Origin of the sequence: Oceanobacter mangrovi (genome assembly GCF_019740315.1) — a bacterium.
In the GTDB taxonomy this organism is placed as follows: domain Bacteria; phylum Pseudomonadota; class Gammaproteobacteria; order Pseudomonadales; family Oceanobacteraceae; genus Oceanobacter; species Oceanobacter mangrovi.
On the sequence record NZ_JAHXZR010000005.1, the window covers coordinates 220,193 to 242,378 of the forward strand.

At 53.9% G+C, this 22,186-nt stretch carries 23 protein-coding genes; 17 read left to right on the forward strand and 6 right to left on the reverse strand.

Annotated features, from left to right (window positions below; genetic code table 11):
* Positions 1-379: 379 nt before the first annotated feature.
* The gene (locus K6123_RS12545) at positions 380-1,375 is read right to left on the reverse strand and encodes a GlxA family transcriptional regulator (protein WP_221798222.1); all 996 of its coding nucleotides are present in this window, start codon (positions 1,373-1,375) and stop codon (positions 380-382) included.
* Between the two features lie 117 nt (positions 1,376-1,492).
* On the opposite strand from K6123_RS12545, the gene K6123_RS12550 reads away from it, so the two are divergent.
* Both K6123_RS12550 and K6123_RS12555 read left to right on the forward strand, forming a co-directional pair.
* Positions 1,493-3,187 (forward strand): beta-ketoacyl synthase, encoded by a 1,695-nt coding sequence (locus tag K6123_RS12550; protein WP_221798224.1) that lies wholly within the window; start codon positions 1,493-1,495, stop codon positions 3,185-3,187.
* Between the two features lie 205 nt (positions 3,188-3,392).
* The gene (locus K6123_RS12555; RefSeq protein ID WP_221798227.1) at positions 3,393-3,674 is read left to right on the forward strand and encodes an antibiotic biosynthesis monooxygenase family protein; all 282 of its coding nucleotides are present in this window, start codon (positions 3,393-3,395) and stop codon (positions 3,672-3,674) included.
* Between the two features lie 33 nt (positions 3,675-3,707).
* Here the strand turns inward: K6123_RS12555 and K6123_RS12560 are convergent, their stop codons facing one another.
* A complete protein-coding gene (locus tag K6123_RS12560; protein ID WP_221798228.1) occupies positions 3,708-4,334 on the reverse strand; it encodes an alpha/beta family hydrolase in 627 nt (208 codons plus the stop codon).
* A gap of 360 nt (positions 4,335-4,694) precedes the next feature.
* On the opposite strand from K6123_RS12560, the gene ccoN reads away from it, so the two are divergent.
* From ccoN to fnr, 10 genes are all read left to right on the forward strand, one after another.
* Positions 4,695-6,128 (forward strand): cytochrome-c oxidase, cbb3-type subunit I, encoded by a 1,434-nt coding sequence (ccoN, locus tag K6123_RS12565; RefSeq protein ID WP_221798230.1) that lies wholly within the window; start codon positions 4,695-4,697, stop codon positions 6,126-6,128.
* A 13-nt stretch (positions 6,129-6,141) separates the two neighbouring features.
* Positions 6,142-6,747 (forward strand): cytochrome-c oxidase, cbb3-type subunit II, encoded by a 606-nt coding sequence (gene ccoO / locus K6123_RS12570; RefSeq protein WP_221798232.1) that lies wholly within the window; start codon positions 6,142-6,144, stop codon positions 6,745-6,747.
* Positions 6,748-6,751: 4 nt separating this feature from the next.
* Positions 6,752-6,925 carry a cbb3-type cytochrome oxidase subunit 3 gene (locus tag K6123_RS12575; RefSeq protein ID WP_221798234.1) on the forward strand — a complete coding sequence of 58 codons (174 nt, stop codon included), beginning with the start codon at positions 6,752-6,754 and terminating at the stop codon, positions 6,923-6,925.
* A gap of 2 nt (positions 6,926-6,927) precedes the next feature.
* Positions 6,928-7,848 (forward strand): cytochrome-c oxidase, cbb3-type subunit III, encoded by a 921-nt coding sequence (ccoP, locus tag K6123_RS12580; RefSeq protein ID WP_221798236.1) that lies wholly within the window; start codon positions 6,928-6,930, stop codon positions 7,846-7,848.
* A 214-nt stretch (positions 7,849-8,062) separates the two neighbouring features.
* Entirely contained in the window at positions 8,063-9,469 is a 1,407-nt protein-coding gene (gene ccoG, locus K6123_RS12585; RefSeq protein WP_221798238.1) for a cytochrome c oxidase accessory protein CcoG, read from the forward strand.
* Positions 9,470-9,668: 199 nt separating this feature from the next.
* Positions 9,669-10,169 (forward strand): FixH family protein, encoded by a 501-nt coding sequence (locus K6123_RS12590; protein ID WP_221798240.1) that lies wholly within the window; start codon positions 9,669-9,671, stop codon positions 10,167-10,169.
* Positions 10,166-12,604 carry a heavy metal translocating P-type ATPase gene (locus K6123_RS12595; RefSeq protein ID WP_221798242.1) on the forward strand — a complete coding sequence of 813 codons (2,439 nt, stop codon included), beginning with the start codon at positions 10,166-10,168 and terminating at the stop codon, positions 12,602-12,604. The genes K6123_RS12590 and K6123_RS12595 overlap by 4 nt, the downstream gene beginning before the upstream one ends.
* Before the next feature lie 57 nt (positions 12,605-12,661).
* Positions 12,662-12,877, forward strand: a complete 216-nt coding sequence (gene ccoS, locus K6123_RS12600) for a cbb3-type cytochrome oxidase assembly protein CcoS (RefSeq protein ID WP_221798244.1) — start codon at positions 12,662-12,664, stop codon at positions 12,875-12,877.
* Positions 12,870-13,535, forward strand: coding sequence for a sulfite exporter TauE/SafE family protein (locus K6123_RS12605; protein ID WP_221798246.1), 666 nt, complete (start codon positions 12,870-12,872; stop codon positions 13,533-13,535). The genes ccoS and K6123_RS12605 overlap by 8 nt, the downstream gene beginning before the upstream one ends.
* An 87-nt stretch (positions 13,536-13,622) precedes the next feature.
* Positions 13,623-14,381 (forward strand): fumarate/nitrate reduction transcriptional regulator Fnr, encoded by a 759-nt coding sequence (gene fnr, locus K6123_RS12610; RefSeq protein ID WP_221798248.1) that lies wholly within the window; start codon positions 13,623-13,625, stop codon positions 14,379-14,381.
* A 63-nt stretch (positions 14,382-14,444) separates the two neighbouring features.
* Here the strand turns inward: fnr and K6123_RS23370 are convergent, their stop codons facing one another.
* Positions 14,445-16,457, reverse strand: coding sequence for a methyl-accepting chemotaxis protein (locus tag K6123_RS23370; protein WP_221798249.1), 2,013 nt, complete (start codon positions 16,455-16,457; stop codon positions 14,445-14,447).
* A 227-nt stretch (positions 16,458-16,684) separates the two neighbouring features.
* Between K6123_RS23370 and ttcA the strand changes: the two genes are divergently transcribed.
* Entirely contained in the window at positions 16,685-17,533 is an 849-nt protein-coding gene (gene ttcA, locus K6123_RS12620) for a tRNA 2-thiocytidine(32) synthetase TtcA (protein WP_221798251.1), read from the forward strand.
* Positions 17,534-17,584: 51 nt separating this feature from the next.
* Here the strand turns inward: ttcA and K6123_RS12625 are convergent, their stop codons facing one another.
* Positions 17,585-18,070 (reverse strand): hypothetical protein, encoded by a 486-nt coding sequence (locus K6123_RS12625; protein WP_221798252.1) that lies wholly within the window; start codon positions 18,068-18,070, stop codon positions 17,585-17,587.
* Positions 18,071-18,125: 55 nt separating this feature from the next.
* A complete protein-coding gene (gene greB / locus K6123_RS12630) occupies positions 18,126-18,674 on the reverse strand; it encodes a transcription elongation factor GreB (RefSeq protein WP_221798254.1) in 549 nt (182 codons plus the stop codon).
* 135 nt (positions 18,675-18,809) lie between these two features.
* On the opposite strand from greB, the gene K6123_RS12635 reads away from it, so the two are divergent.
* From K6123_RS12635 to K6123_RS12645, 3 genes are all read left to right on the forward strand, one after another.
* Positions 18,810-19,076 carry a PGPGW domain-containing protein gene (locus K6123_RS12635; protein WP_221798256.1) on the forward strand — a complete coding sequence of 89 codons (267 nt, stop codon included), beginning with the start codon at positions 18,810-18,812 and terminating at the stop codon, positions 19,074-19,076.
* Positions 19,077-19,147: 71 nt separating this feature from the next.
* On the forward strand, positions 19,148-19,756 hold the full coding sequence (locus K6123_RS12640; protein WP_221798258.1) for a DNA-J related domain-containing protein: 609 nt from the start codon (positions 19,148-19,150) through the stop codon (positions 19,754-19,756).
* A 39-nt stretch (positions 19,757-19,795) separates the two neighbouring features.
* Positions 19,796-20,833, forward strand: coding sequence for a polysaccharide deacetylase family protein (locus K6123_RS12645; RefSeq protein ID WP_221798260.1), 1,038 nt, complete (start codon positions 19,796-19,798; stop codon positions 20,831-20,833).
* On the opposite strand, the gene K6123_RS12650 is transcribed toward K6123_RS12645, so the two are convergent.
* Positions 20,808-21,512, reverse strand: coding sequence for a M48 family metallopeptidase (locus tag K6123_RS12650; protein WP_221798262.1), 705 nt, complete (start codon positions 21,510-21,512; stop codon positions 20,808-20,810). The two genes, K6123_RS12645 and K6123_RS12650, sit on opposite strands and share 26 nt — an antisense overlap.
* Before the next feature lie 39 nt (positions 21,513-21,551).
* Here K6123_RS12650 and K6123_RS12655 point away from each other — a divergent pair, with 39 nt between their 5' ends.
* Positions 21,552-22,127 (forward strand): YecA/YgfB family protein, encoded by a 576-nt coding sequence (locus tag K6123_RS12655; protein ID WP_221798264.1) that lies wholly within the window; start codon positions 21,552-21,554, stop codon positions 22,125-22,127.
* Positions 22,128-22,186: the final 59 nt, after the last annotated feature.

The following is a 22,186-nucleotide window of genomic DNA, read 5'->3' on the forward strand; positions in this document are numbered from 1 at the left end:
GCCTTGTGAGCCTGTTACCCTTTGAATTCTGAACTTACCTGTCGTCCTTCTCCGGCAAGCGACAATGTTCTGCTCCGGCTCAACTGCCCGGAAATGTCCGCCATTCGTCATAACCATACTGGTAACTACGCTGGTATGGATTAACGAAAGCGGAGCCAGTCTGACGTGTACAGAAGCAGAACTCAACGGTCTTGTAGTTTTTTTACAGGATCCCTGAGTTGCATATTTTCCGACAAATCTGCCAGAAAACTCCCCCTTCCACCTCGTCAGATTCGATGGCGGCAGCAGTATAACCAAAAAAAATAGACAGAATCACTACAATGTATGGAGAATTTTTGCGCACAAGCCATTCATTTTCGTTCACTGCGGCCCGATTGGTTCATGTATCGGTAAATAATTTACCACGAACCTTGTCCCGGTATTCCCCTGGCGACTGTCCAGCCAGACGCCGAAAGATGCGAATAAAATAGCTGCTGTCACCAAATCCGACCGCCAGAGCAATGTCTGCTACTGTGAGATTGCTTTGCTGCAAAAGTTCGCGCGCTGCCTGACAGCGAATGGTCTGAAAATATTCCAAAGGCGTCACACCGGTCGCCTGTTTGAAGCGACGACTGAACTGACGCTCACTGAGGCCAGCCCGTTGCGCCAGCAACGCCAACGAAAACGGCTCACGCAAATAGCGCCGCATCCAGGCTTGCGCCATCACAATTTCTTCGTCGGCATGAGCCAGCGTGTCTTCCGGGCTGTACACCCGGTTTTCGAACGGATTACGAATCTCCGGAGAAAACTGCTGTTCTACTTGCAAGGCCATCTCTCGCCCCCAGGTTTTGCCGATAAAGTGAATCACTGAATCCGCCCCGGAGTTCACACTGGCAGCACAATAAATACGTTGCGACTGGGTCAACAAATGCTGACGCTGTAATAGCACCGCCGGGTAATGACTGGCAAAACGATCCTGATAATGCCAATGAGTAGTGGCTGGCTTGCCATCCAGAATGCCGCTTTCCGCCACCAGGCACACGCCAGTACCGACTGAAATAATCGCCGCCCCCTGCTGATAACGGGCTGCAATCCAGTCGATCAGCGGCCGGTTATGACGAATGATTCGCTGCGGATCCCGCCACAAGGCAGGCACCACAATCAGATCCGTTTGCTCAACCTCATCAATAGTGACATCCGGCTGCAGCCGCAAACCTCCCACACAAACCCTGGCCAGATCAGTAGCGGGCTGACAAGCGACCTGGATATGAAAATCCGCTGCTTGCTGACGCTGCAAACGCAGCCGCGCCCGCGTCGCTTCAAGCATCTCCACCGCAATCGTGATGCTCGACAACATCATTTGCTCCACCAACAGCAGTGTCACGCTGCGCAACATAGAGTTAATCTCTCCAAACAATAAATGTCTTTATCGTATTATTTTTTGTCCATATTAATCTACTCAAAGAGAAACCCTTGCCTCTAAGATAATAAAAACGCTCTTGGAAACTGGATAATGAAAAATCTGGCAGTAATTACAGGTTTTGGTGGAATCAATGCCGCAGGTCGCAGCGCCGGTCACCATGCATTTCGTCGCATGGTGCTGGAATCGCTGTCACCTGCCGATCGTGAACGTACGCTGACCGCACTCGCCGCCCTGATGGGCACAACCGACGAACAAGCCATTCTTGACGGCACCCTGGTGCGTGAATGGGACAACGTTGACTGGGATGCCAAGGCCGTTCCGTTCCATGAGCCGTTCAAGGATGCCGATGGCAATCAGTGTTGGCGTTTGACCCATCGTCGCCTGCCCGTACAAAGCGCGGGCCAGATGCCAAAAGGCTTCGATCCCGCCAAACTGTATCGCTCTCACCACCACCCACGTGGCCTGCAAATGGCCGTTTTTGCCGCCAGCGATGCGCTGGGTTCGCTGGGCGTTGAATGGGAAACCCTCTGCCAACACGTTGGCCCTGATGAAATTGCCGTTTATGCCGGTTCGTCCATGGGCCAGAACGACGGTTATGGCAACGGCGGCATGCTGCAATCCGCTCTGCTCGGCAAGCGCACCTCATCCAAGCAATGCGCCATGGGCATGAGCCAGATGCCAGCCGACTTTATCAATGCCTATGTACTGGGCAACGTTGGTAAAACCGGCAGTATCACAGCGGCCTGTGCAACCTTCCTTTATAATTTGCAGATGGCCAAGAACGACATTGAGTCCGGCCGTCGCCGTATCGTTATTGTCGGCAACGCTGAGTCACCACTGGTGCCAGAAATTGTCGAAGGCTACAACGCCATGACAGCACTGGCGTCAGAGGCCAACCTGAAGAAACTGGATGGAAAAAATGCCGAAGAAGCCGCGGACCTGCGTCGCGCATGTCGTCCGTTTGGTGAAAACTGTGGTTTCACCATTGCCGAATCAGCCCAGTTCTTTATTTTGACTGATGACAAACTGGCGCTGGAGCTGGGCCTGTCCATTCATGGCAGCATTGGTGATGTGCAGGTCAACGCCGATGGTTACAAGAAATCCATTTCCAACCCGGGCGTAGGCAACTACCTGACCATGGCCAAGGTCATGGCCAGCACCCGTCGGGAACTGGGCGATGAGGCACTGAAAAACAGTTTCGTGCACGCCCACGGCAGCAGCACACCGCAGAACCGCGTTACCGAATCTCATATATATGAAGAACTGGCGCGCGCGTTTGGCATCAGCGACTGGCCCATTACCGCAGTGAAGACCTTTGTGGGCCATTCATTGGCAGCTGCTTCCGCTGACCAGCTGATGGCAACGCTGGGCACCTGGGCTACCGGCCTGATTCCTGGCATCAAGACCACCGACAAGATTGCCGATGACGTCCATCAGCAAGGTCTGGAATTTGTGCTGCAAGACAAGTCTGTCGACAGCGACAAAATGGTGGTGGGTTTTGTCAACGCCAAGGGCTTTGGCGGCAACAACGCCTCAGCGGCCATTATTTCCCCAACCAAAACCCGCGAGCTACTGCAGGCCCGTCATGGAGACAGTGCACTGCAAAACTGGATGAACAACAACCAGGCGGTTGCTGCTGCCAGCCAGGCCTATGATGACGCTATGCTGCGCGGTGAAATGGAGCCACGTTATCGCTTCGGCGAAAACGTACTGGAACCAGCCGATCTGGAAATCACCGACACGGAAATCCGCATTCGTGGCTGGGACAAGCCGGTTATTCTGTAACCCGCTGTCTAACCACACAAAGGCCAGCACACAGCTGGCCTTTTGATTTCTACTGCACCCTATCTACTACTGCCATCACCGGCAGCTACTGACTACAGCCACAGAATTAACAGCAGCAGAGCTATACTAAAGCACAGCCGCCAATGGTTGATTTGCGCTCCCTGCGCCTCTATGTTCTCTTCATAACGACCAAGAGAACAATAAGATGATCAAAGTAATAATCGACCGCCGCATCGCCGATGACATGGAGTCCACCTACGAAGAAGCCATGAAACGCACCCTGCATGCCATTCTGGAAGCCCCGGGCTATGTTTCCGGTGCTTCCTATAAAGATGCCAGAGACACGCACCACCGAGTTATCATCACCAACTGGCAAAGCCAGCAGGACTGGGAGCGCTGGTCTGTATCGGATGAACGCAAGGAAGTCATTGCGGCGTTTCAGCCAATCCTGATGCGGGAAGAGCGAATTACGATCCTGACCGCCTGATACTCGGCAGCATTGCAGTCAGTACCAGTAGCATCAGAAGCCTGCGGTAATCCACTGGTGCAGTCGATCCACCGCTTCGGCAATCAGATCCTGCTGGCTACGACCACTGTTTTTGGCAATATCAAAGTCGTGATTTCCACCTTCAAGCCAATGCAGCGCCAGCTTGTCTCCCACCGGATAAGCTGGCACCTCCTCACGATGACCAAAAGGATCCCGACTACCCTGCACAATCAGCAGCGGAACTCTCACATCTGGTAAATGCGCCACGCGCAATTTTTCCGGTTTGCCGGTTGGATGAAAGGGATAACCTAACGCAACCACACCGCTCAAACACGGCTGGCAGAGTCTATCCGCCGCCAGCATGGTGGCAATCCGGCCGCCCATTGACTTGCCAATTACGACCACTGGGGCCGTTTCTGCTGCCAGATACTCCTTCAATTCCTGCAATAATTTTTCAACTTTTGGTGGCGGCCTGCGTTTGCCAGTGCGTCGCATTTCTTGCATATAACTGAATTCGAATCCCTCTATCGAATAGCCAAGCGCCGTACACTGCTGCATCACAGCTTGCAAAAAAGGTGAATCCAGCCCGGCACCCGCACCATGTAATAACAGCAATTTGGGTACTGTCGTCACATCTGACGGGCAGATTGTTTTTGTCATTTGGTCTTACCACTTTGGTCGAATAAACTGGCAAATTAGTTGTGAAACCTTATTAGCCAATAGCTTTTTGTCTCAGGTCAATAACAATAGACGAACCCTGCTTATTATGGCTGGTGCTGCCTAAAGCCACAGAATCCGGTGGTTCCGGGCATTTGATACTGATTGTGATGGCTGCTTTATATCTGATAGTAAATGATATTTATTCTCACATTCAGAAGATCAGGAGATAACCAGCATGCTGTATATCCCTGAAAAATCAGGCAGTTGCCGGACGTTTATTTGCAAAGCGCCAATAACCGCCCGATAATGTGTCGCCCAAAATTAGAACCCTCAATCCCACGCTGTTATTGGAATCCAATCATGAGCACAGCAATCGACCATCCTGAATACAACTACAAGGTGGTAAGACAATTTGCCATCATGACTGTTGTCTGGGGCATTGTTGGCATGGCAGTCGGTGTACTGATCGCTGCCCAGCTGGCCTGGCCTCAACTGAACTTTGATACCCCATGGTTGTCGTTTGGACGTTTGCGTCCGCTGCACACCAACGGGGTTATTTTTGCTTTCGGCGGCAGCGCCCTGTTTGCAACTTCTTACTACATTGTTCAGCGCACGACCCGTACCCGTCTGTTCTCTGACACTCTGGCATCGTTTACGTTCTGGGGCTGGAACACAGTCATCGTACTGGCCGTTATCACCCTGCCTATGGGTCTGACCTCTACCAAGGAATACGCCGAGTTGGAATGGCCAATCGACATTCTGGTTGCACTGGTGTGGGTTTCCTATGTAGTGAACTTCTTGGGTACCCTGGCGGTTCGTAAAGAGAAGCACATTTACGTTGCAAACTGGTTCTTTGCTGCGTTCATGATCATGATTGCGATTCTGTACATCGGTAACAACCTGGCGATTCCAGTTTCCCTGACCAAGTCATACTCCATCTGGCCTGGCACTATTGATGCCATGATCCAGTGGTGGTGGGGCCACAATGCGGTAGGTTTCTTCCTGACTGCAGGCTTCCTGGGCATCATGTACTACTTCGTTCCAAAACAGGCTGGTCGTCCTGTTTACTCTTACCGTCTGTCCATCGTTCACTTCTGGGCTCTGATCTCCATCTACGTATGGGCCGGTGCTCACCACCTGCACTACTCTGCGCTGCCTGACTGGGCCCAGACTGCGGGTATGGCCATGTCCCTGATCCTGTTGGCACCATCCTGGGGTGGTATGATCAACGGCATGATGACCCTGTCCGGTGCATGGCACAAACTGCGTAATGACCCGATCCTGCGCTTCCTGGTGGTATCCCTGTCTTTCTACGGTATGTCTACCTTCGAAGGCCCAATGATGTCCATCAAGACCGTTAACGCCCTGTCTCACGACACTGACTGGACCATTGGTCACGTTCACTCTGGTGCATTGGGTTGGGTTGCGATGGTTTCCATTGGTGCCCTGTATCACCTGATTCCGATCATGTTCAACCGCAAGGCTGGTGAAATGCACTCCATCGGTCTGATCAACGTTCACTTCTGGCTGGCTACCATTGGTACCGTGCTTTACATCGCTGCGATGTGGGTAAACGGCATCATGCAAGGTCTGATGTGGCGCGCGGTTAACGACGACGGCACCCTGACCTACAGCTTCGTTGAATCTGTAGAAGCCTCTCACCCTGGCTACGTAGTACGTGTACTGGGTGGTGCTGTATTCCTGACTGGCATGCTGATCATGGCGTACAACGTGTACATGACAGTACGTGCAGCCAAGAAAGAAAACGCTGCGGCAGTTCCTGCGCAGGCTTAAGGGGTAAGGGACGATGAAACACGAAACTATTGAAAAAAGCTTGCCACTGATGGTGGTAATGATCGTGATCGCTCTGAGCTGGGGCGGCATGGTTGAGATTGTTCCACTGTTCTGGCACGCCGACACCAACAAGCCGGTTGAAGGCCTGAAGCCTTACACTGCCCTGCAGCTGGAAGGCCGTGACATCTACATCCGTGAAGGCTGTCACGTATGTCACACCCAGATGGTTCGTCCGTTCCGTGCTGAAACCGAGCGTTACGGACCTTACTCCGTTGCCGGTGAATCCGTTTACGAACACCCATTCCTGTGGGGTTCCAAGCGTACTGGTCCGGATCTGGCCCGTGTTGGTGGCCGCTACTCCGACGAATGGCACCGTGCTCACCTGTACAACCCACGTGACGTAGTACCTGAGTCCATCATGCCATCCTACCCATGGTTGTTCGAAAACAAGGTAGATGGACGTGACACTCCGAAGAAAATGGAAGCTCTGCGCATGGTTGGTGTTCCTTACACCGATCAGGACATTGAGGGTGCCAAGGCTGCAGTCGATGGCAAACCTGAAATTGAAGCGCTGGTTGCTTACCTGCAGCACCTGGGCACAGTGATCACTAAACGGTAATCCCATGGATATTAACGATTTGCGCGGTTTGGGTTCGGTTTTCGCCCTCATCGCTATGCTGGCAATCTTCTGGTGGGCCTACGGGTCCAGCCGCAAGAAACGCTTTGATGAGGACGCCAGAATTCCGTTTCTGGACGATGACGATGACCAGCAAATCGATAAAGATCGGAGTAAATAGATATGTTAGGTACATTCTGGCAAGTGTGGATCACCCTGATTACAGTGGGATCCATCGTTGGCTGCGGCATACTGATCGTATACACCAGCCGCGGTATGAGAAAGGAAGAAACAACTGAAACCACCGGTCACGACTACGACGGTATTCAGGAAATCGACAACCCGCTGCCACGCTGGTGGGTATTCATGTTCTGGGCGACGATCCTGTTTGGTCTGGCTTACCTGGGCATGTACGGTTTTGGTAACTACAAGGGCGTGATCACTGTGACCGTTGACGGTCAGGAAGTTAACTGGACTGCCCACAACCAGTGGAAAGCAGAAGTACAGGCATTCGATGCAGAAATTGCACCTCTGTATGCCAAGTACTCCTCCACTCCAGTTGCCGAGCTGATTCACAACGATGAAGCCCTGCAAACCGGTCAGCGTCTGTTCAAGAGCAACTGCTCCGTCTGTCACGGCAGCACTGCCAAGGGTGCCCTCGGCTTCCCTAACTTGACTGACAAGGACTGGCTGTATGGCGGCCAACCAGCACAAATCGTCCAGACCATCACCAATGGTCGCCAGGGCGCAATGCCAGCCTGGGAAGCCGTACTGGGTGATGAAGGCGTAAACCAGATGGTAAACTACGTTCGCAGCCTGTCTGGCCTGAAGCATGAAGCCGCATTGGCTGAAGCTGCAGCGCCCAAGTTCCTGCAGAACTGTGCCATCTGTCACGGTGCAGACGGTAAGGGCAACATCCTGATGGGTGCACCAAACCTGACTGACGAAATCTGGTTGTATGGTGGTTCTTCCAAGCAGATCGAAATGACACTGCGTCACGGTCGTGCTGGCAAGATGCCGGCTCACAAGGAGATTCTTGGCGCCAACGCAGACGCCAAGATTCACCTGCTGGCAACCTATGTCTACTCATTGTCCAACAAGTAAGTTGCAGTGATTGCTGATGTCCCGGCCCAGCCTCACAACAACGTTGAGCTGGGGCAATGAAGCAAGAAAAAGCGGCCACCGGCCGCTTTTTTTATCCATATAAACAGCACACAACCTATATAATCACATCGTTATATAGAAACGCTGACGGCTTTACCGAACACCCGTTCCCTGCGACGCCAGCAACCTCAAGAACACAAGGTGATGAGCTGCCATGAGTAATATCCCTGTCAAAGACGTCACACCCAAAGAGCAATCGCTGTACGCTAAACGCGAAAAAATTTACGTGCGGGAAATCCTCGGTTTCTTCCAGAAGCTGCGCACCTGGACTTTATGGGCGCTGATGGCGTCCTACTACGGCGCAGTCTGGCTTAACTGGGATGGCCGCCAGGCCATTTATTTCAACCTGCCTGCCCGCCAGTTCCACATTTTTGGAATCACCTTCTGGCCACAGGACTTCATGCTGCTGTCCTGGGCACTGATCATCTCCGCCTTTGCCCTGTTTACCGTCACCAACATGGCTGGCCGACTTTGGTGTGGCTACACCTGCCCACAATCAGCCTGGTCATTCCTGTTTATGTGGGTCGAAGAACGTACCGAAGGAACCCGTAACCAGCGCATCAAGATGGACAAGGATGACATGAGTGTCACCAAGCTGCGCAAGAAAGCACTCAAACACACCATCTGGCTGTTTATTGCTCTGATGACCGGCGTTACCTTTGTGGGTTACTTCTCTCCTATTCGTCAGCTGGTACCGGATATTATGGTATTCAACCTCAATGGCTGGGAGCTGTTCTGGATTGGTTTCTTCACCGCCGCCACCTACATCAACGCGGGTTGGATGCGTGAACAGGTCTGTATCTATATGTGTCCGTATGCCCGCTTCCAGTCGGTGATGTACGACCAGGACACACTGGCAGTTTCCTACGACTTCAATCGCGGTGAGCCACGCGGCAAACGCAGCAAGAAAGCCAAGGAAGAAACCGACACCGACAAGCTCGGCGACTGCGTTGACTGTTCGCTGTGCGTCCAAGTTTGTCCGACCGGTATCGACATCCGTGACGGCCTGCAATACCAGTGCATTGGTTGCGCCCTCTGTGTCGACGCCTGCGACTCCATCATGGAAAAACTCAACAAGCCCAAAGGCCTGGTGCGTTACACCACTGAAAACGAACTGGAAGGCAAGAAGACCCACTTTGTACGACCACGCCTGATTGGCTACGGCATTATGCTGGGTGGCATGATCATCGCCTTTATCTACGCACTTTCAACCCGCACACCGTTCGAGCTGGATATTGAGCGTGATCGTGGCAGCCTCTATCAGGTAACCCCTAACGACACCGTCATTAACAGCTACACGCTGAAGATGATGAACATGTCGCAGCAGGAAACATCCTACCGCCTGACCATTGAAGGCCTGCCAGATGTGGCGACCGACGCATCCGGTTTCTATACCCTCAAGGTGAACGAGCTGCGGGAAATTTCCATCGACCTTGAAGTCGACCCAGCCGAAGCGAAGCTGCCAACCAGCAAAACTGAAATCGAGTTTGTGGTGGTCGATGAAACCAATGGCAAGGAAGTTGCGCGTGAAGAAAGTACCTTTATTGCGCCTCGCCTGTGACATAAGGTCGCAGCTATAGCACGAAGGTTGCTGCGCCAGCTCAATTTCCAACCGATATTGGTCTGGCCAGTTCCAAAGTATCTGGAGACAAGACGCCCAAGCCGCTAAACTTGGGCGTCTTTTTTTGGTCGTAACGAACCAATAATAATACGCCCTGTTACAGACAAACGCGTCTCCGGGTCAGTTCATCGAGAAGGTTATGAAGTCAGAAACCGCTAACAATCGTCCCTGGTACAAAGAACCCATGGTATGGCTGATCATTGCCATCCCTTCGATCACTGTTTGCTGGGGAGGCGTGATGCTGTCGCTGGCACTCAACACCAACGATTCGCTGGTGAGCGACAGCTATTACAAGGATGGCGTGAGCTACACTGAAAACGTCAAGATGGACGACTACGCTTCCCGCCTGCAGCTGCACAGCACACTGGTGCTGACCAATCAGGAAGCCCGTCTGACACTCGACGGCTATCTCGACGAACAGCCATCCATCCTGACCCTCAAGCTGATTCACCCAACGCTGGAAGATCGCGATGTTGATATCGTGCTGCAGCGTGTTGATGACGGACTCTATACCGGTGCCGCTGAACTGGAACTGCCAAGCCGCCGTTATATCTGGCTGCAAAGCCCGGATCAGGGCTGGCGTATTCGCGCCACCGAAGTACTGGAAGAAAACCGGGTAGTTCAGCTTAACGCCAAATGAGTAACCCCTGTCACTGTTTCCACTGCGGTGAAGAAACAACCGAAACCGAGGGTAAGCGCTGGGCCACCCAGGTCGACGGCGAACTGCGTCTGATGTGCTGCCCCGGCTGCAAGGCCGTGGCCGAAACCATTGTTGCCAGTGGCCTGAAGGACTACTACCGCCACCGTACCGAACTGCCGGAGCTGTCACCGGCAGAACTGGATGACAGTGAACTCTCCGCCCGTGAATCCCTCACCCTTTATGACAGCGAAGCCATGCAGCGCCGGTTTGTTGCCATTGCTGCCGATGGCCTTGCTGAAGCGACTCTGGTTATTGATGGCATCAGCTGCGCCGCTTGTGCCTGGCTGATTGAGCATCGGGTTGCAGCCCTGCCAGCCGTCGAAGAAGCCGTGCTGAATCTTTCCAATCACCGCCTGGTAATTCGCTGGCACAAGGATCAACTCGCAGTCTCCAGCCTGATCGAAGTCATTTACCGGCTCGGTTATCGCGCCTCGCCGTTCTCGGCAACCAGCGCTGAGCAGCAGCGAACCGCCGAGGGCAAAACCGCCATCCGTCGCTTGGCCGTCGCCGGAATTGGCGCCATGCAGGTGATGATGATTGCCATCCCTCTGTACGTTGGAATGGCCGAGCAGTACGAGTTTTTCATGCGCATGGCATCAATGGTGCTGGCGCTACCGGTGGTGCTGTATTCCGCCCGCCCCTTCTTTGACGCCGCCGTACGCGATCTGCGGACCCGCCATCTGACCATGGATGTGCCCGTCTCGCTGGCGATCATTCTGGCCTACTGCGCCAGTATCTGGAGTACGCTGAACCAGGGCAAGGAAGTCTATTTTGACTCTGTCTGTATGTTCACCTTCTTCCTGCTGCTGGGTCGCTTTCTGGAAATGCGTGCCCGTCACCGGATGGGGAAATCCGGTAACAACCTGCTGACCTTACTGCCTAACGTCGCCATCCGGCTTGATCCTGACGACCGCCAGCAACAGCAGGTCATCGCCGCAGAAGACATTACGGTTGGCGATTTGCTGTTGATCAAACCTGGCCAGGCAATTCCTGCCGATGGCGTCGTCACCGAGGGCTACAGCCCGGTGGATGAAGCGGCTCTGACCGGTGAATATCTGCCTGTCAGCAAAAAGCCGGGGGACAAACTGATTGGCGGCACCGTCAACGTTGAAAGCCCGCTAACCATGAAAGTTACCGCCACCGGTGCCGAAGCCCAGCTTTCGACCATCATGCGGCTGATGGACCGGGCCCAGCAGGAAAAGCCTGCAGTGGCATTGCTGGCCGACCGTATCGCCAGTCATTTTGTCACCGCCGTGCTGGTGATCGCCGCCTCCGTGTTTGGCTATTGGTCTTTAATGGGCGACGATCACGCATTTTTTATTGCCTTATCGGTACTGGTAGTAACCTGCCCTTGTGCCCTGTCTCTGGCAACCCCCACGGCTCTGACCGCAGCGACCGGCGCCTTGCGTGATGCAGGTGTACTGATCAGCAAGGGCCACGTTCTGGAAACCCTGCCGCAAATCGACCGGGTCGTATTTGATAAAACCGGCACACTGACAGCAGGCAAACTCAACATTGACCAGGTAATTCCGCTCAACGAGCTACCACAGGAAACCCTGCTGGGCATCGCTGCTGGCCTGGAAAAATCCAGTAGCCACCCGATTGCCCGTGCTTTCCGCCGTCTTCGCGCACAGGAAGTCAGCAACATTGAGCAGGTGACCGGAATGGGCATCCGTGGTCTCTGGCACAGTGCTGACGGCTCACAATATAGAGCCGTACTGGGACGCCCGGACTTCGCCTGTTCACAGCCAATAGCGATGCTGCCTCAATCGTCCCAACAAGGCCAGTGGTTGTTACTCAGTCTGGATGATCAGGCTGCCTGCTGGATTCTGCTGGGCGACAGCCTCAGAAAGACAGCACCGGACCTGATTACAGGTCTGCAGCAACTGGGGATCAAAACCTCGCTGTTGACCGGCGACCCCAGCGATGCAGGACAACAGCTTGCTCAACAGCTTGGCATTGATGATTATCGCAGCGGTCTGAGCCCACAGGACAAGCTCGAACAGCTCAAACAGTGGCAACAGGCGGGTGAGCACGTATTGATGATGGGAGACGGCATTAATGACGTCCCCGTGCTGGCTGGAGCAGAGATTTCCATTGCTGTCAGCGAAGCAACCGACCTGGCCAAAACCAACGCCGACATGCTGCTGACCAGTGGCCGCCTTGACGCCCTGCTGCTGGCTTTGTTAACCGCTCGCAAAACCCGCATGATCATCAAGGAAAACATTGGCTGGGCGCTGGGTTATAACCTGATAGCACTGCCGGTTGCCGCCGCAGGCTATGTGCCCCCCTGGGCTGCGGCCATTGGCATGTCGTTCAGCTCCCTGCTGGTTGTCAGCAACGCCTTGCGCTTGAGCCGCATCCAAAAGCAGTAACCCGAGCACCGCTATTTCGGTATAGTGACTGCTGATTTGATAGGTATGTGAAGCCCGATGGATATTATTTACGTATTGGTACCTCTGTCGATTTTGTTGATTGGTATCGCTGTGTTGATTCTTTTCTGGGCTGTCCGCAGCGGTCAGTTTGACGACATGGAGTCGCCAGCACACAAAATCCTGTTTGATGATGACGATGACATGGTGCCCGGCAAGCGCTCCCAGTCGACTGCGGCCAACAGTGAAACAGGATCCACCCGCAAGGATGACTGAACCCCTTTCTCTTCTGACTGCCTTGCTACTGGGGTTGTTCGGCTCCAGTCATTGTCTGGTTATGTGTGGCGGCATTGCCGCCGCAATCGGCCAATCAAGCACTTCCCGCAGTCTGCCAGTCTCAGCACTGGCGTTTAACAGCGGCCGCATTCTGACCTATATATTACTCGGCGCTCTGGTTGCCAGCCTCGGCCTGTGGCTGCAGCAACTCAACGATCTGATGCTGTTAGTGCTGCGCAGCATCGCCGGGTTATTACTGATTTTAATGGGATTGTATGTTGCGCGCTGGACAAGCTGGCTGACCTGGCTGGAAAAGTCCGGTCAACTTTTATGGAAAAAAGTCCAGCCCCAAACCGGCAAACTGATGGCCAAACAGGATTTGGGAAGCCGTTTTCTGCTTGGCATGTTGTGGGGATTATTGCCGTGTGGACTGATCTACAGCACCCTCAGCTGGGTGGCTGCCAACGCTGATGTGGCGGGCGGAGCATTGGCGATGGCCTGTTTCGGAGCCGGCACATTACCTGCCCTGTTTGCTGGCAGTCTGGCATCTCGTAGCCTGAGCCAACTGCTCGGACATCGCTGGACACGAACCATCGCGGGTATATTTCTGATTGGTTACGGTTTGATTACCCTATGGTCTATATGGTTTAACCACTGATTCAGCTTGACACCTGCCAAGAGTACTAGGAATATTTTACCTATTTACTTTTGAATATCGGCGATGGATGCCGGCTACGGTACTGCTATGAAAACGAATCCAGTTGTACACCCTCCTCTGCGCGGCTCTCAACCTCACTGCCAGACCTGTTCGTTGAACGCCCTGTGCCTGCCACTGTCACTCAGTGACACGGATATGGAACGCCTGGACGATATCATTCGTCGTGGTCGCCCAATTCAAAAAGGCCAGTTGCTGTTCCAGCAGGGTGATGAGTTCCAGTCAGTGTTTGCCGTTCGTACCGGCGCATTGAAAACCTACACCCTGGCCAGCAATGGTGAAGAACAGATTACCGGTTTTCATCTTGCCAGCGAGCTGATTGGTCTGGCTGGTTATGACGGCGGCGACTACCCACTGACAGCCAAGGCGCTGGAAACCACCACCGTGTGTGAAATCCCGCTGCACCAGCTGGAAAACCTCACCGACGAGCTGCCAGACCTGCGTAAGCAGCTGATGCGCACCATGGGCAGTGAAATTCGTCACGACCAAAACATGATGTTGTTGCTGAGTAAGAAGAACGCTGAAGAGCGCGTTGCCTCCTTCCTGCTCGACATTTCCAACCGTTACGCCCGTCGTGGCTTCAGTGCTACCCATTTCCGTTTACCTATGTCACGCGTCGACATCAGCAACTATCTGGGTCTGGCGGTTGAAACCATCAGCCGGGTATTCACCCGCTTCCAGAAAAGCGGCCTGATCGAAACCCAGGGCAAGGAAGTCATGATTTCCGACCTGGATGCCCTGCTGGAGATGGCTGGTCTGGCTGACAACCCTGAGTGCGAAGCGCCGTAAGCGCTGTTCTGATAGCAACAAAAAAAGGGGCACTGGCCCCTTTTTTATTTTCCCGCAACGGCCTCACTGCCGCCCCAGACTGCGCAGCTTCTGAATAGACTCAACGTCTTTGTCGATCCCCTGCATATGCGCCATCATATCGGCGATATAACCGGTGCTCTTGCGAACCTGATCCCCCGCCGACAGCGAGGTTGAGACCAGGCCGCCCAACTCTCCGCTTAACTGCTGGCTACCTTCGGAAATGCGTGCCAGAAAGGCTTCCGTATGACCAATGGCATCCTGAATCGAGCCGATCGAACCTGTCACCGCATTGATGGTAGCACCGGTACGGTTAAGGCTGTCCTGGGTCGTGTGAGACAACTGCCGGACTTCATCCGCCACCACCGCAAATCCCCGCCCGGCTTCACCGGCACGCGCAGCTTCAATGGCGGCATTGAGCGCCAGCAAGTTGGTCTGGTCGGCAATGCCAGAAATGGCCGAGAGAATTTTCAGCACCTCTTCCGAGTTGCTGCGCAAGGTTCCCACCGTACTGTGCAGCTGGGCCCGCTCGCCACTCTGCCGTTCAATATCCTGTGAAAAGCCGATAAATTTCTCCTGCACATCTGTCAATACATGACCCGTCTGCTCGGCATAACTGGCGACGTTATCAAAGCTGCTGGAAATGTTATGTAACAGTTCGCGGTATTCGCCCAGATAGTCCACCAGCGAGCTTTGCAGACTGTTGATCCGCTCCAGACTATTGATCCTCAGCTTGAGGTAATACTCACGAAAATAGGCGTACTGGAGCGGGAAGTTATCCGCGTAGGCATCAGAGAAGGTGCTGCCAGCCGGTACCTTAAACAAGGTCAGGGCTGTCAGCGTCTGGTTCATATGCACCCCCAGCAACTCACCAAAGGTAGAGAAGCCCGCCACCGGAATATCTTTGTAATCGGTCAGCTGGTTGAGGTTTTCTGCATTATTCAGACGACGCAGGATACAATCGTTAGCCAGCATTGCGATTGGTCGACCGGGCTTGCCTTCCATCATCTGATCAAAGGCCCTGCGAGTAGAACCAGCGAAGTCTTTTGGCTTCACCAGTAACAAACGGTCACCAAACTCCAGGTCACAGAAAAAGTTCACCGAACCGGCGTCGAGATCAATCCCGGCGATGGATCGAATAAATAATTCATCGCCGATTTCCACCGCAAATGAGCTTTTACCTAACGCCTGCTGCAGCCCCTTGCGGCTACAGCCGAGCTTTTCACACAGAGCATCCACAAACGGCACAATAGCGTTATCCGACTCGCGTAACACCGAATACACAGTACGAGTATGAACATCGGCTTCGGCAATAATGAATTCCGTCCGGGTACGCTCAAAGTTATGCGACTTGATGACGCCATAACGTACATCGGCCGCCAGTTTGACAAATATCACCATCGCCTGGTTATGACAGATACGTTCGCCGTTATGAATCCAGGCTTTCTGAAAATCCAGTTTGCCACCAGCAGAGCCGCCAATGAAGTAGCAAGGAAAACGGCCACTCGCGTACAAACCCTGCATGAAAAAACTTTCGCTGGCAGTCAGACCATCAATAAAAGTCAGCGCCAGGGTGTTCTGGAAATTGATTTTGAAAGGTACTGACAGTCGTTCAATTTCAGACTGGATCAGCTTGACCCGCTCCTTGCGGGTATGCCGAACCGTGCCGGAACGAATGTCTTCACAATGCAGTGGCACAGTATGAACAGACACCTGAGCGAAGACCTCGGCAGAAAAGCTCTGCAGTACGATGTTGTCCCATTGGCCATCAGCACCGTGATACAGCGACTGGCCGCAATTGCTCAACTCACCGGCAGTCATAATGCCAACCAGCTTTTCCGCAAATGGCAATGCCTGCCGCAGACGGCCCATCACTGCATCCATATCCAGATGTGGCGAGACGTAAGCCACTACCAATTTACTGCTGCCGGAGCGGAAGCCCAGCTGCTGCTGGAGATAATCCGCGTCAATCTTGCTACTGGAAATATGACAGACCCGAACACCGGCTTCCTGTGCCGCTTTTTGCTCTTTCATGCCACCAAAGCCAAACCACGCCATAATTTTTTCTCTTATTCAGGCACCGTGTCTTTAACTCTAGCCAAGAGCAGCCAGATTGCTGAAAATTTAACCGGTCAAGTGTGCCAGCCCAGCGTCACTGGCTCGCATCGTCAACGACAATGGCGCCGATAAACAGCTGACGCCCAGTCTCTGATTCGCTAGAATGCGCCGCCTGATTTTTGAGCTGTCCTTGCCCGTCAGCCAGACAGTGATTCCCGAGGTGCAGAGTGATATCCGAAACCGAACGCAAAGCCAAAACCGAATTCAACAAGCTGCAAAAGCGGCTGCGTCGCAACGTCGGCAAGGCGATTGAGGACTACTGCATGATCGAGGACGGCGACAAGATCATGGTCTGTCTGTCCGGCGGTAAAGACTCCTACACCATGCTCGACATTCTGATGAGCCTGCAAAAAAGCGCGCCGGTGAATTTTGAACTGGTTGCCGTCAACATGGACCAGAAACAGCCAGGCTTCCCTGAGCACATCCTGCCAGCCTATCTGGAACAACTGGGGGTGCCGTACCACATTGTTGAAAAAGACACCTACAGCGTGGTGAAGGACATTATTCCGGAAGGCAAAACCACCTGCGGCCTGTGCTCACGGCTGCGTCGCGGTACCCTGTATGGCTTCGCCGAACAAATTGGTGCCAACAAGATCGCGCTCGGCCATCACCGCGATGACATTATCGAAACCCTGTTCCTGAACATGTTCTACGGCGGCAAGCTCAAGGCCATGCCACCCAAGCTGCTGAGCGATGACAAGAAACACGTGCTGATCCGACCACTGTCGTACTGCAAGGAAAAGGACATTGAGGAATTCGCCCGCATCAAGGAATTCCCGATCATTCCGTGCAACCTGTGCGGCTCGCAGGAAAACCTGCAGCGTCAGAACATCAAGAACATGCTGGCTGAATGGGAACGCATCCAGCCTGGCCGCAGCGAGCACATCTTCTCGGCCATTTGTAACGTTGCGCCGTCACAACTGGGTGATGTTAACCTGTTCGACTTTATCAATCTGCAACAGCAGCAGGACAAGAGCCATTTGGCCACCCGTCTGGACGTGGTACAGATCGACTGATGTCTTCGAAAACACAAAGGTGAGCCAGGCTCACCTTTGTGGCTGCCGGCATCAGAAACCGGCATTCATATGTTTCACCAGCCGGTATTGATAGTCACCCGGCGCTTTCAACACCAGTTCAATGTCATAACGCCGACCGTCTTCTACCCCTTGCGCCAGCGCATTCAAGGTACATTGCCCGCGCCCCAGGGTTTCCGTTGGCATTTGGTATTGCAGCGCCTGTTTGCCCGTCAGTTCCGTTATTGCCAGGGTTGATACTGCTTCATCCGCGCCACCAGCAATGCCATGGCGAATCCACTGTAAATACATGCCCTGACCCGGTGCTTCGCGAGTCTGAATTACGCGTACATAACCACTGCCACCTGCTGACTTCCAGCGGCAATAAGATGCTGCCGCTTCTATCCAGACCGGTAGCTGATAAATATCCTGATAGTGTCCGTCAGAAGGAGCGGATTTTTGATCAGCCGCGCCAGCAAACAGTGGCAGCCCAGCCAGGATCGGCACCAACCAAATCCATCGAATGTCCTTAATCACCATATTAACCACCTCCTGTACCAAGCCTAGCAGCTGTCGGCGCGACAGCCAGTGGCATTCAGGACTGCCAACGATGGGTGTGCTGCAATGGCTTGTTATCCCAGTCTGGCCGTTGGTAATGCACCGCGAGGATATAAAAAGTCTGCTCCCCCTTGGGCAATCGGACGCTGACGTCATCATCAACAGCCTTGCCAGCCAGTCCTCGTGCCAGCGGTGCATCAATACTGATATAGCCGTATTTCAGATCAATCTCGTCTTCACCCACCAGCCGATATCGATGAAGTTCTTCTTCGTCATCCTCAAGTTCGACCCAGGCACCAAAATACACCCGCGACGGGTCCGCTGGTGTACGCTGTACAACCGTCAGCTGCTCCAGCCGCTTCAGCAGAAAACGCACCCGGCTGTCGATCTGGCGCAAGCGCCGTTTGCCATAGATGTATTCGGCGTTTTCCGAGCGATCCCCCAGTTTGGCAGCATCAGAAACCTCCTGGGTCACTTTGGGTCTTTCGGTACGCCAGAGGAAATCGTATTCCTCACGCAACGCCTGCTCGCCCTCCGGGGTAATCAGCATGCTGCGCTTTGGCAATGGTTTATTCTGCTCAGTCATTCGATTGCAATCACTTCCGTAAAGTCGTTTGGGAAAAGCCAGAGTTCCAGCATATGAAAGATTCATGAAGGCGCAACATCTGACTGTCACATTACTTCGGTTGAATCGAGCAACACTGCCTGAGCTGAAGTCGTTATGATGAAACGTAGTGCCAAAACGCTGTTGGGAATCCTGCTGGTGCTGGGCGGTATTGTCGTCACTCCACTGCCGATTCCATTTGGCATCCTGATGATCGTGATCGGCTTGTCGCTACTGGTAACAACCGTGCCGAAAATTCGCCACTGGCTCAAACAGCTACGTCACAAGTATCAGCAAACCTCCGCCGGCCTGAATCGTCTCAAACCACGCCTGCCCGCCTTTGCCCGCAAACTGATTGAAGACACAGATCCAGAGAGCCCCTGAGCGGTGAAGCACTCCACAAACAAGGGTTCTGAATTTGGCTGCTAGCCCATCAGCTATGCTAATCTGCCGCCATGCTGAATCTGAAACGGGATCGTATTGATCCACCCAGCGAGATGCTGGATACCCTGCAGGAATTGTTGGCCAGCCGTTTACGAGACGGCGACTGCCACACAGAATATCAATTGATCCAATGGCTCAAACAGCCGTCACCGGGGCTGTTTCAGGCCGATGCACTGGCCGATTCTCTCAGCCTGTTTCGCTGCCATTTTCTGGTCATGCACTGCCTCTACAAGCTGCGCCACCAATTATTAGTCGAGCAAGCCGGGATTCTGAAAATTGACCCGCTTGGCGTACAACTGTTTGGCTGGCGAACGGACTTTGGCAGCGACACCCTGCAACTGGCGGCCTCTGACCCACTGGCGGATTATTACCTCAACCTCGAACATCTCAGCACCGACCGCGACACCGTCGACAAACTCTTGCGAGGCATCTGGCAGCAAGCGCCCAGCGCCGATCAGAAACGCCGCGATCTGGCCTTGCTGGAATTGACAGAACAAGCCTGCGAAGAAGATATTCGTCGCCAGTACCGGCGCCTCGCAATGCGCCATCATCCCGACCGCGGCGGCAATGTTGAACATTTTCAGGAACTGTTGGCGGCCTATCAGCGTCTGTCCCTGTAATCTTCCACATTGAATAACATCGAGTCGTACAGGTGTTTCATGCGCAGTAAATTCATTGTTTTGCTGACCTGGCTGGCCAGTGTCAGCGCCCACGCAGATCTGGTCATCCTGCAATACCATCACGTTTCAACCGACACGCCCCCCGAGACCAGCATTGCGCCAGCAGACTTCGAGCGGCACCTGCAACTGCTGCAACAGCAGCACATGACAGTGGTATCGCTACCCCAGGCCATCAAGGCGCTGCAGCAAGGCCAGCCACTGCCGCCACGAGCGGTTGCCATTACGTTTGACGATGCCTACGAATCGATTTATTCGCAGGCGTTTCCGCTGCTCAAACAACGCGGCTGGCCATTCACCATTTTCGTGAATCCTGGCCCGGTCGACCAGCAATTGCCCGGCACCATCAGTTGGGATCAACTGCGGCAGATGCAACAAGCCGGAGCAACCATTGCCAATCACACGCTCAATCATCCCTACCTGCTGAATCGCCCCGCCGGACAGTCACTGGATCAATGGCTCACAACGGAAGTGCTGGGCGCTGAACAGCGTATTAAAGAGGAACTTGGCAGCTCAACACGCATGCTGGCCTATCCCTATGGGGAGTTTTCACTGGAAATTTCCGACTGGCTGCGGCGCCACCGGTTTATCGCCTTCGGCCAGCAATCCGGTGCGGTCGGCGAGCAAACCTACTGGCAGGCGATTCCACGTTTTCCGGCAGCCGCTTCGTATGCCAATCTGGAAACCCTCACACCGAAACTCAAGACCCTGGCCTTTAACACCCACCAGCAACCACCGCTGGAGCCTCAGCTGGGCGGCCAAAACCCGCCGCTGCTGCAACTGGCTATCGACAGTGAGGACATCAAACCCGGCAGCCTGCAGTGCTTTGCCAGTCATGAAGGGAAAATGGAAGTAACAAGCCAGGCAACCACCGGGGAATTAACCTTCACGACCAGAGCCAAAACCCCAATAACGGCTGGCCGTGGCCGCTACAACTGCACCGCCAGCAGCCTCAGCAAGCCCGATTATTATTACTGGTACTCGCAGCTGTGGATTAACACGTCAGTGGAAAACCGTTGATTTTGACCGCCGCCAAACGGGCTTCCTTGCTGCGGCAGTCGGTTACATGAGCAGTCAGCAAGGCCCGAAAACCCGGGCCATGGTTAAAGTGGCGAATGTGGCAAAGCTCATGCACAACCACCAGCTCAATCAGCTCCTCCGGCAAATGAATCAGGGCCAGATTAAGATTGATATAACCACGGGTCGACAAGCTGCCCCAGCGGGTTTTCATCTTTTTGATTCGCATAGTCGGGCGTGGCTTGCCGTACTGTTCAAACTGCGGCCACCAGTGATCAATCAAGCGCTCAAAAACACTTCTGGCCTGCTCCCGCAGCCACAGCTCCGCGGCCTTTTGATCAATCACACCGTTAGCCGCATAGAGCTGCAGCTCATTACCCAGCCGTAATGGCCGCTTGTTGGTAGAGGGTTTCAGTAGCAGTGTCTGGCCCAGAAATTCCAGTTTGCCGTGAGACTCCTGCTTGCGCTGATGCCAGTCATCCAGGCGTTCCAGCAACCAGTCCTGATGCTTCAGCAAGAAGCGCTCGATCTCGGACTTTGGACAACGCAATGGCACCCGCACATCGGCTTCACCCGCCGCCGACAGCACCAGCCGCATGGTTTTGCGGCGCATATAATGAATGTTGACGACCAGCTGATAACCCGCCAGCGGCAGCCTGAATTGTTGTTTGTTGCCTTGCATAACCCTGCTACGATTGCGGCCAACTTGAGGAGCCCGAATATGAACGATCTGAATAATATCCCAGCACTGGACGAGAACGAACTCGAAAGACTGGGCGTGCTGCTGGAAGAAGAAGCCGAACGTCAGGACAGCTTCGACTTTTTTGCGGTCCACGGTCTGATTACCGCCCTGCTGGTTGGCCCGATGGAGTTCGACCCGGAACTGGTATGGCAAGCGGCTTTTGAAGAGCAACTGGGCTTCAGCAAGCAGGAAAAGCAGGATGTCAGTGAGCTGATCATCAAGCTGTCGAAGGAAATCCAGGCCTGGCTGGACTCCGGTGCCGACTTCCCGGTTCCGGCCGATCTGACACTGGTCGACGAGGAAGAAGAACCGCCACTGGAAAGCTGGGCAATTGGTTTTGTCACCGGTGTGATGCAGCACGAAGAGGCCTGGTACGCCAGCAATGAAGAAACCGTGGCCGAGTGCCTGTTCCCGGTGATGTACGCGTCCGGCCTGTTCGCTGACGAAGAAGAAATGGCCGACATCGATGACGACGTTGACCTGTCCAACCAGGTTTGTGGCGGCATTCCAGCGACTATTGTCGATCTGTACCTGCATTACCACAGCCAGGGCTGATCTCGCCGCTCTGTAAGAACCTAAAAAACCGCCAGCTGGCGGTTTTTTTATGGCTCAGA

Bases quoted from the DNA above. Each gene is read 5' to 3' on its own strand.
- ccoP (WP_221798236.1), top strand. From the start codon at position 6,928: ATGTTAGGTACATTCTGGCAAGTGTGGATCACCCTGATTACAGTGGGA.
- fnr (WP_221798248.1), top strand. From the start codon at position 13,623: ATGAAAACGAATCCAGTTGTACACCCTCCTCTGCGCGGCTCTCAACCT.
- K6123_RS12595 (WP_221798242.1), top strand. From the start codon at position 10,166: ATGAGTAACCCCTGTCACTGTTTCCACTGCGGTGAAGAAACAACCGAA.
- K6123_RS12590 (WP_221798240.1), top strand. From the start codon at position 9,669: ATGAAGTCAGAAACCGCTAACAATCGTCCCTGGTACAAAGAACCCATG.
- ccoS (WP_221798244.1), top strand. From the start codon at position 12,662: ATGGATATTATTTACGTATTGGTACCTCTGTCGATTTTGTTGATTGGT.
- ccoG (WP_221798238.1), top strand. From the start codon at position 8,063: ATGAGTAATATCCCTGTCAAAGACGTCACACCCAAAGAGCAATCGCTG.
- K6123_RS12605 (WP_221798246.1), top strand. From the start codon at position 12,870: ATGACTGAACCCCTTTCTCTTCTGACTGCCTTGCTACTGGGGTTGTTC.
- K6123_RS12545 (WP_221798222.1), bottom strand. From the start codon at position 1,375: ATGTTGCGCAGCGTGACACTGCTGTTGGTGGAGCAAATGATGTTGTCG.
- K6123_RS12640 (WP_221798258.1), top strand. From the start codon at position 19,148: ATGCTGAATCTGAAACGGGATCGTATTGATCCACCCAGCGAGATGCTG.
- ccoN (WP_221798230.1), top strand. From the start codon at position 4,695: ATGAGCACAGCAATCGACCATCCTGAATACAACTACAAGGTGGTAAGA.
- K6123_RS12575 (WP_221798234.1), top strand. From the start codon at position 6,752: ATGGATATTAACGATTTGCGCGGTTTGGGTTCGGTTTTCGCCCTCATC.
- K6123_RS12625 (WP_221798252.1), bottom strand. From the start codon at position 18,070: ATGGTGATTAAGGACATTCGATGGATTTGGTTGGTGCCGATCCTGGCT.
- K6123_RS12555 (WP_221798227.1), top strand. From the start codon at position 3,393: ATGATCAAAGTAATAATCGACCGCCGCATCGCCGATGACATGGAGTCC.
- K6123_RS12650 (WP_221798262.1), bottom strand. From the start codon at position 21,512: ATGCAAGGCAACAAACAACAATTCAGGCTGCCGCTGGCGGGTTATCAG.
- K6123_RS12645 (WP_221798260.1), top strand. From the start codon at position 19,796: ATGCGCAGTAAATTCATTGTTTTGCTGACCTGGCTGGCCAGTGTCAGC.
- K6123_RS12655 (WP_221798264.1), top strand. From the start codon at position 21,552: ATGAACGATCTGAATAATATCCCAGCACTGGACGAGAACGAACTCGAA.
- ccoO (WP_221798232.1), top strand. From the start codon at position 6,142: ATGAAACACGAAACTATTGAAAAAAGCTTGCCACTGATGGTGGTAATG.
- K6123_RS23370 (WP_221798249.1), bottom strand. From the start codon at position 16,457: ATGGCGTGGTTTGGCTTTGGTGGCATGAAAGAGCAAAAAGCGGCACAG.
- K6123_RS12560 (WP_221798228.1), bottom strand. From the start codon at position 4,334: ATGACAAAAACAATCTGCCCGTCAGATGTGACGACAGTACCCAAATTG.
- greB (WP_221798254.1), bottom strand. From the start codon at position 18,674: ATGACTGAGCAGAATAAACCATTGCCAAAGCGCAGCATGCTGATTACC.
- K6123_RS12550 (WP_221798224.1), top strand. From the start codon at position 1,493: ATGAAAAATCTGGCAGTAATTACAGGTTTTGGTGGAATCAATGCCGCA.
- K6123_RS12635 (WP_221798256.1), top strand. From the start codon at position 18,810: ATGATGAAACGTAGTGCCAAAACGCTGTTGGGAATCCTGCTGGTGCTG.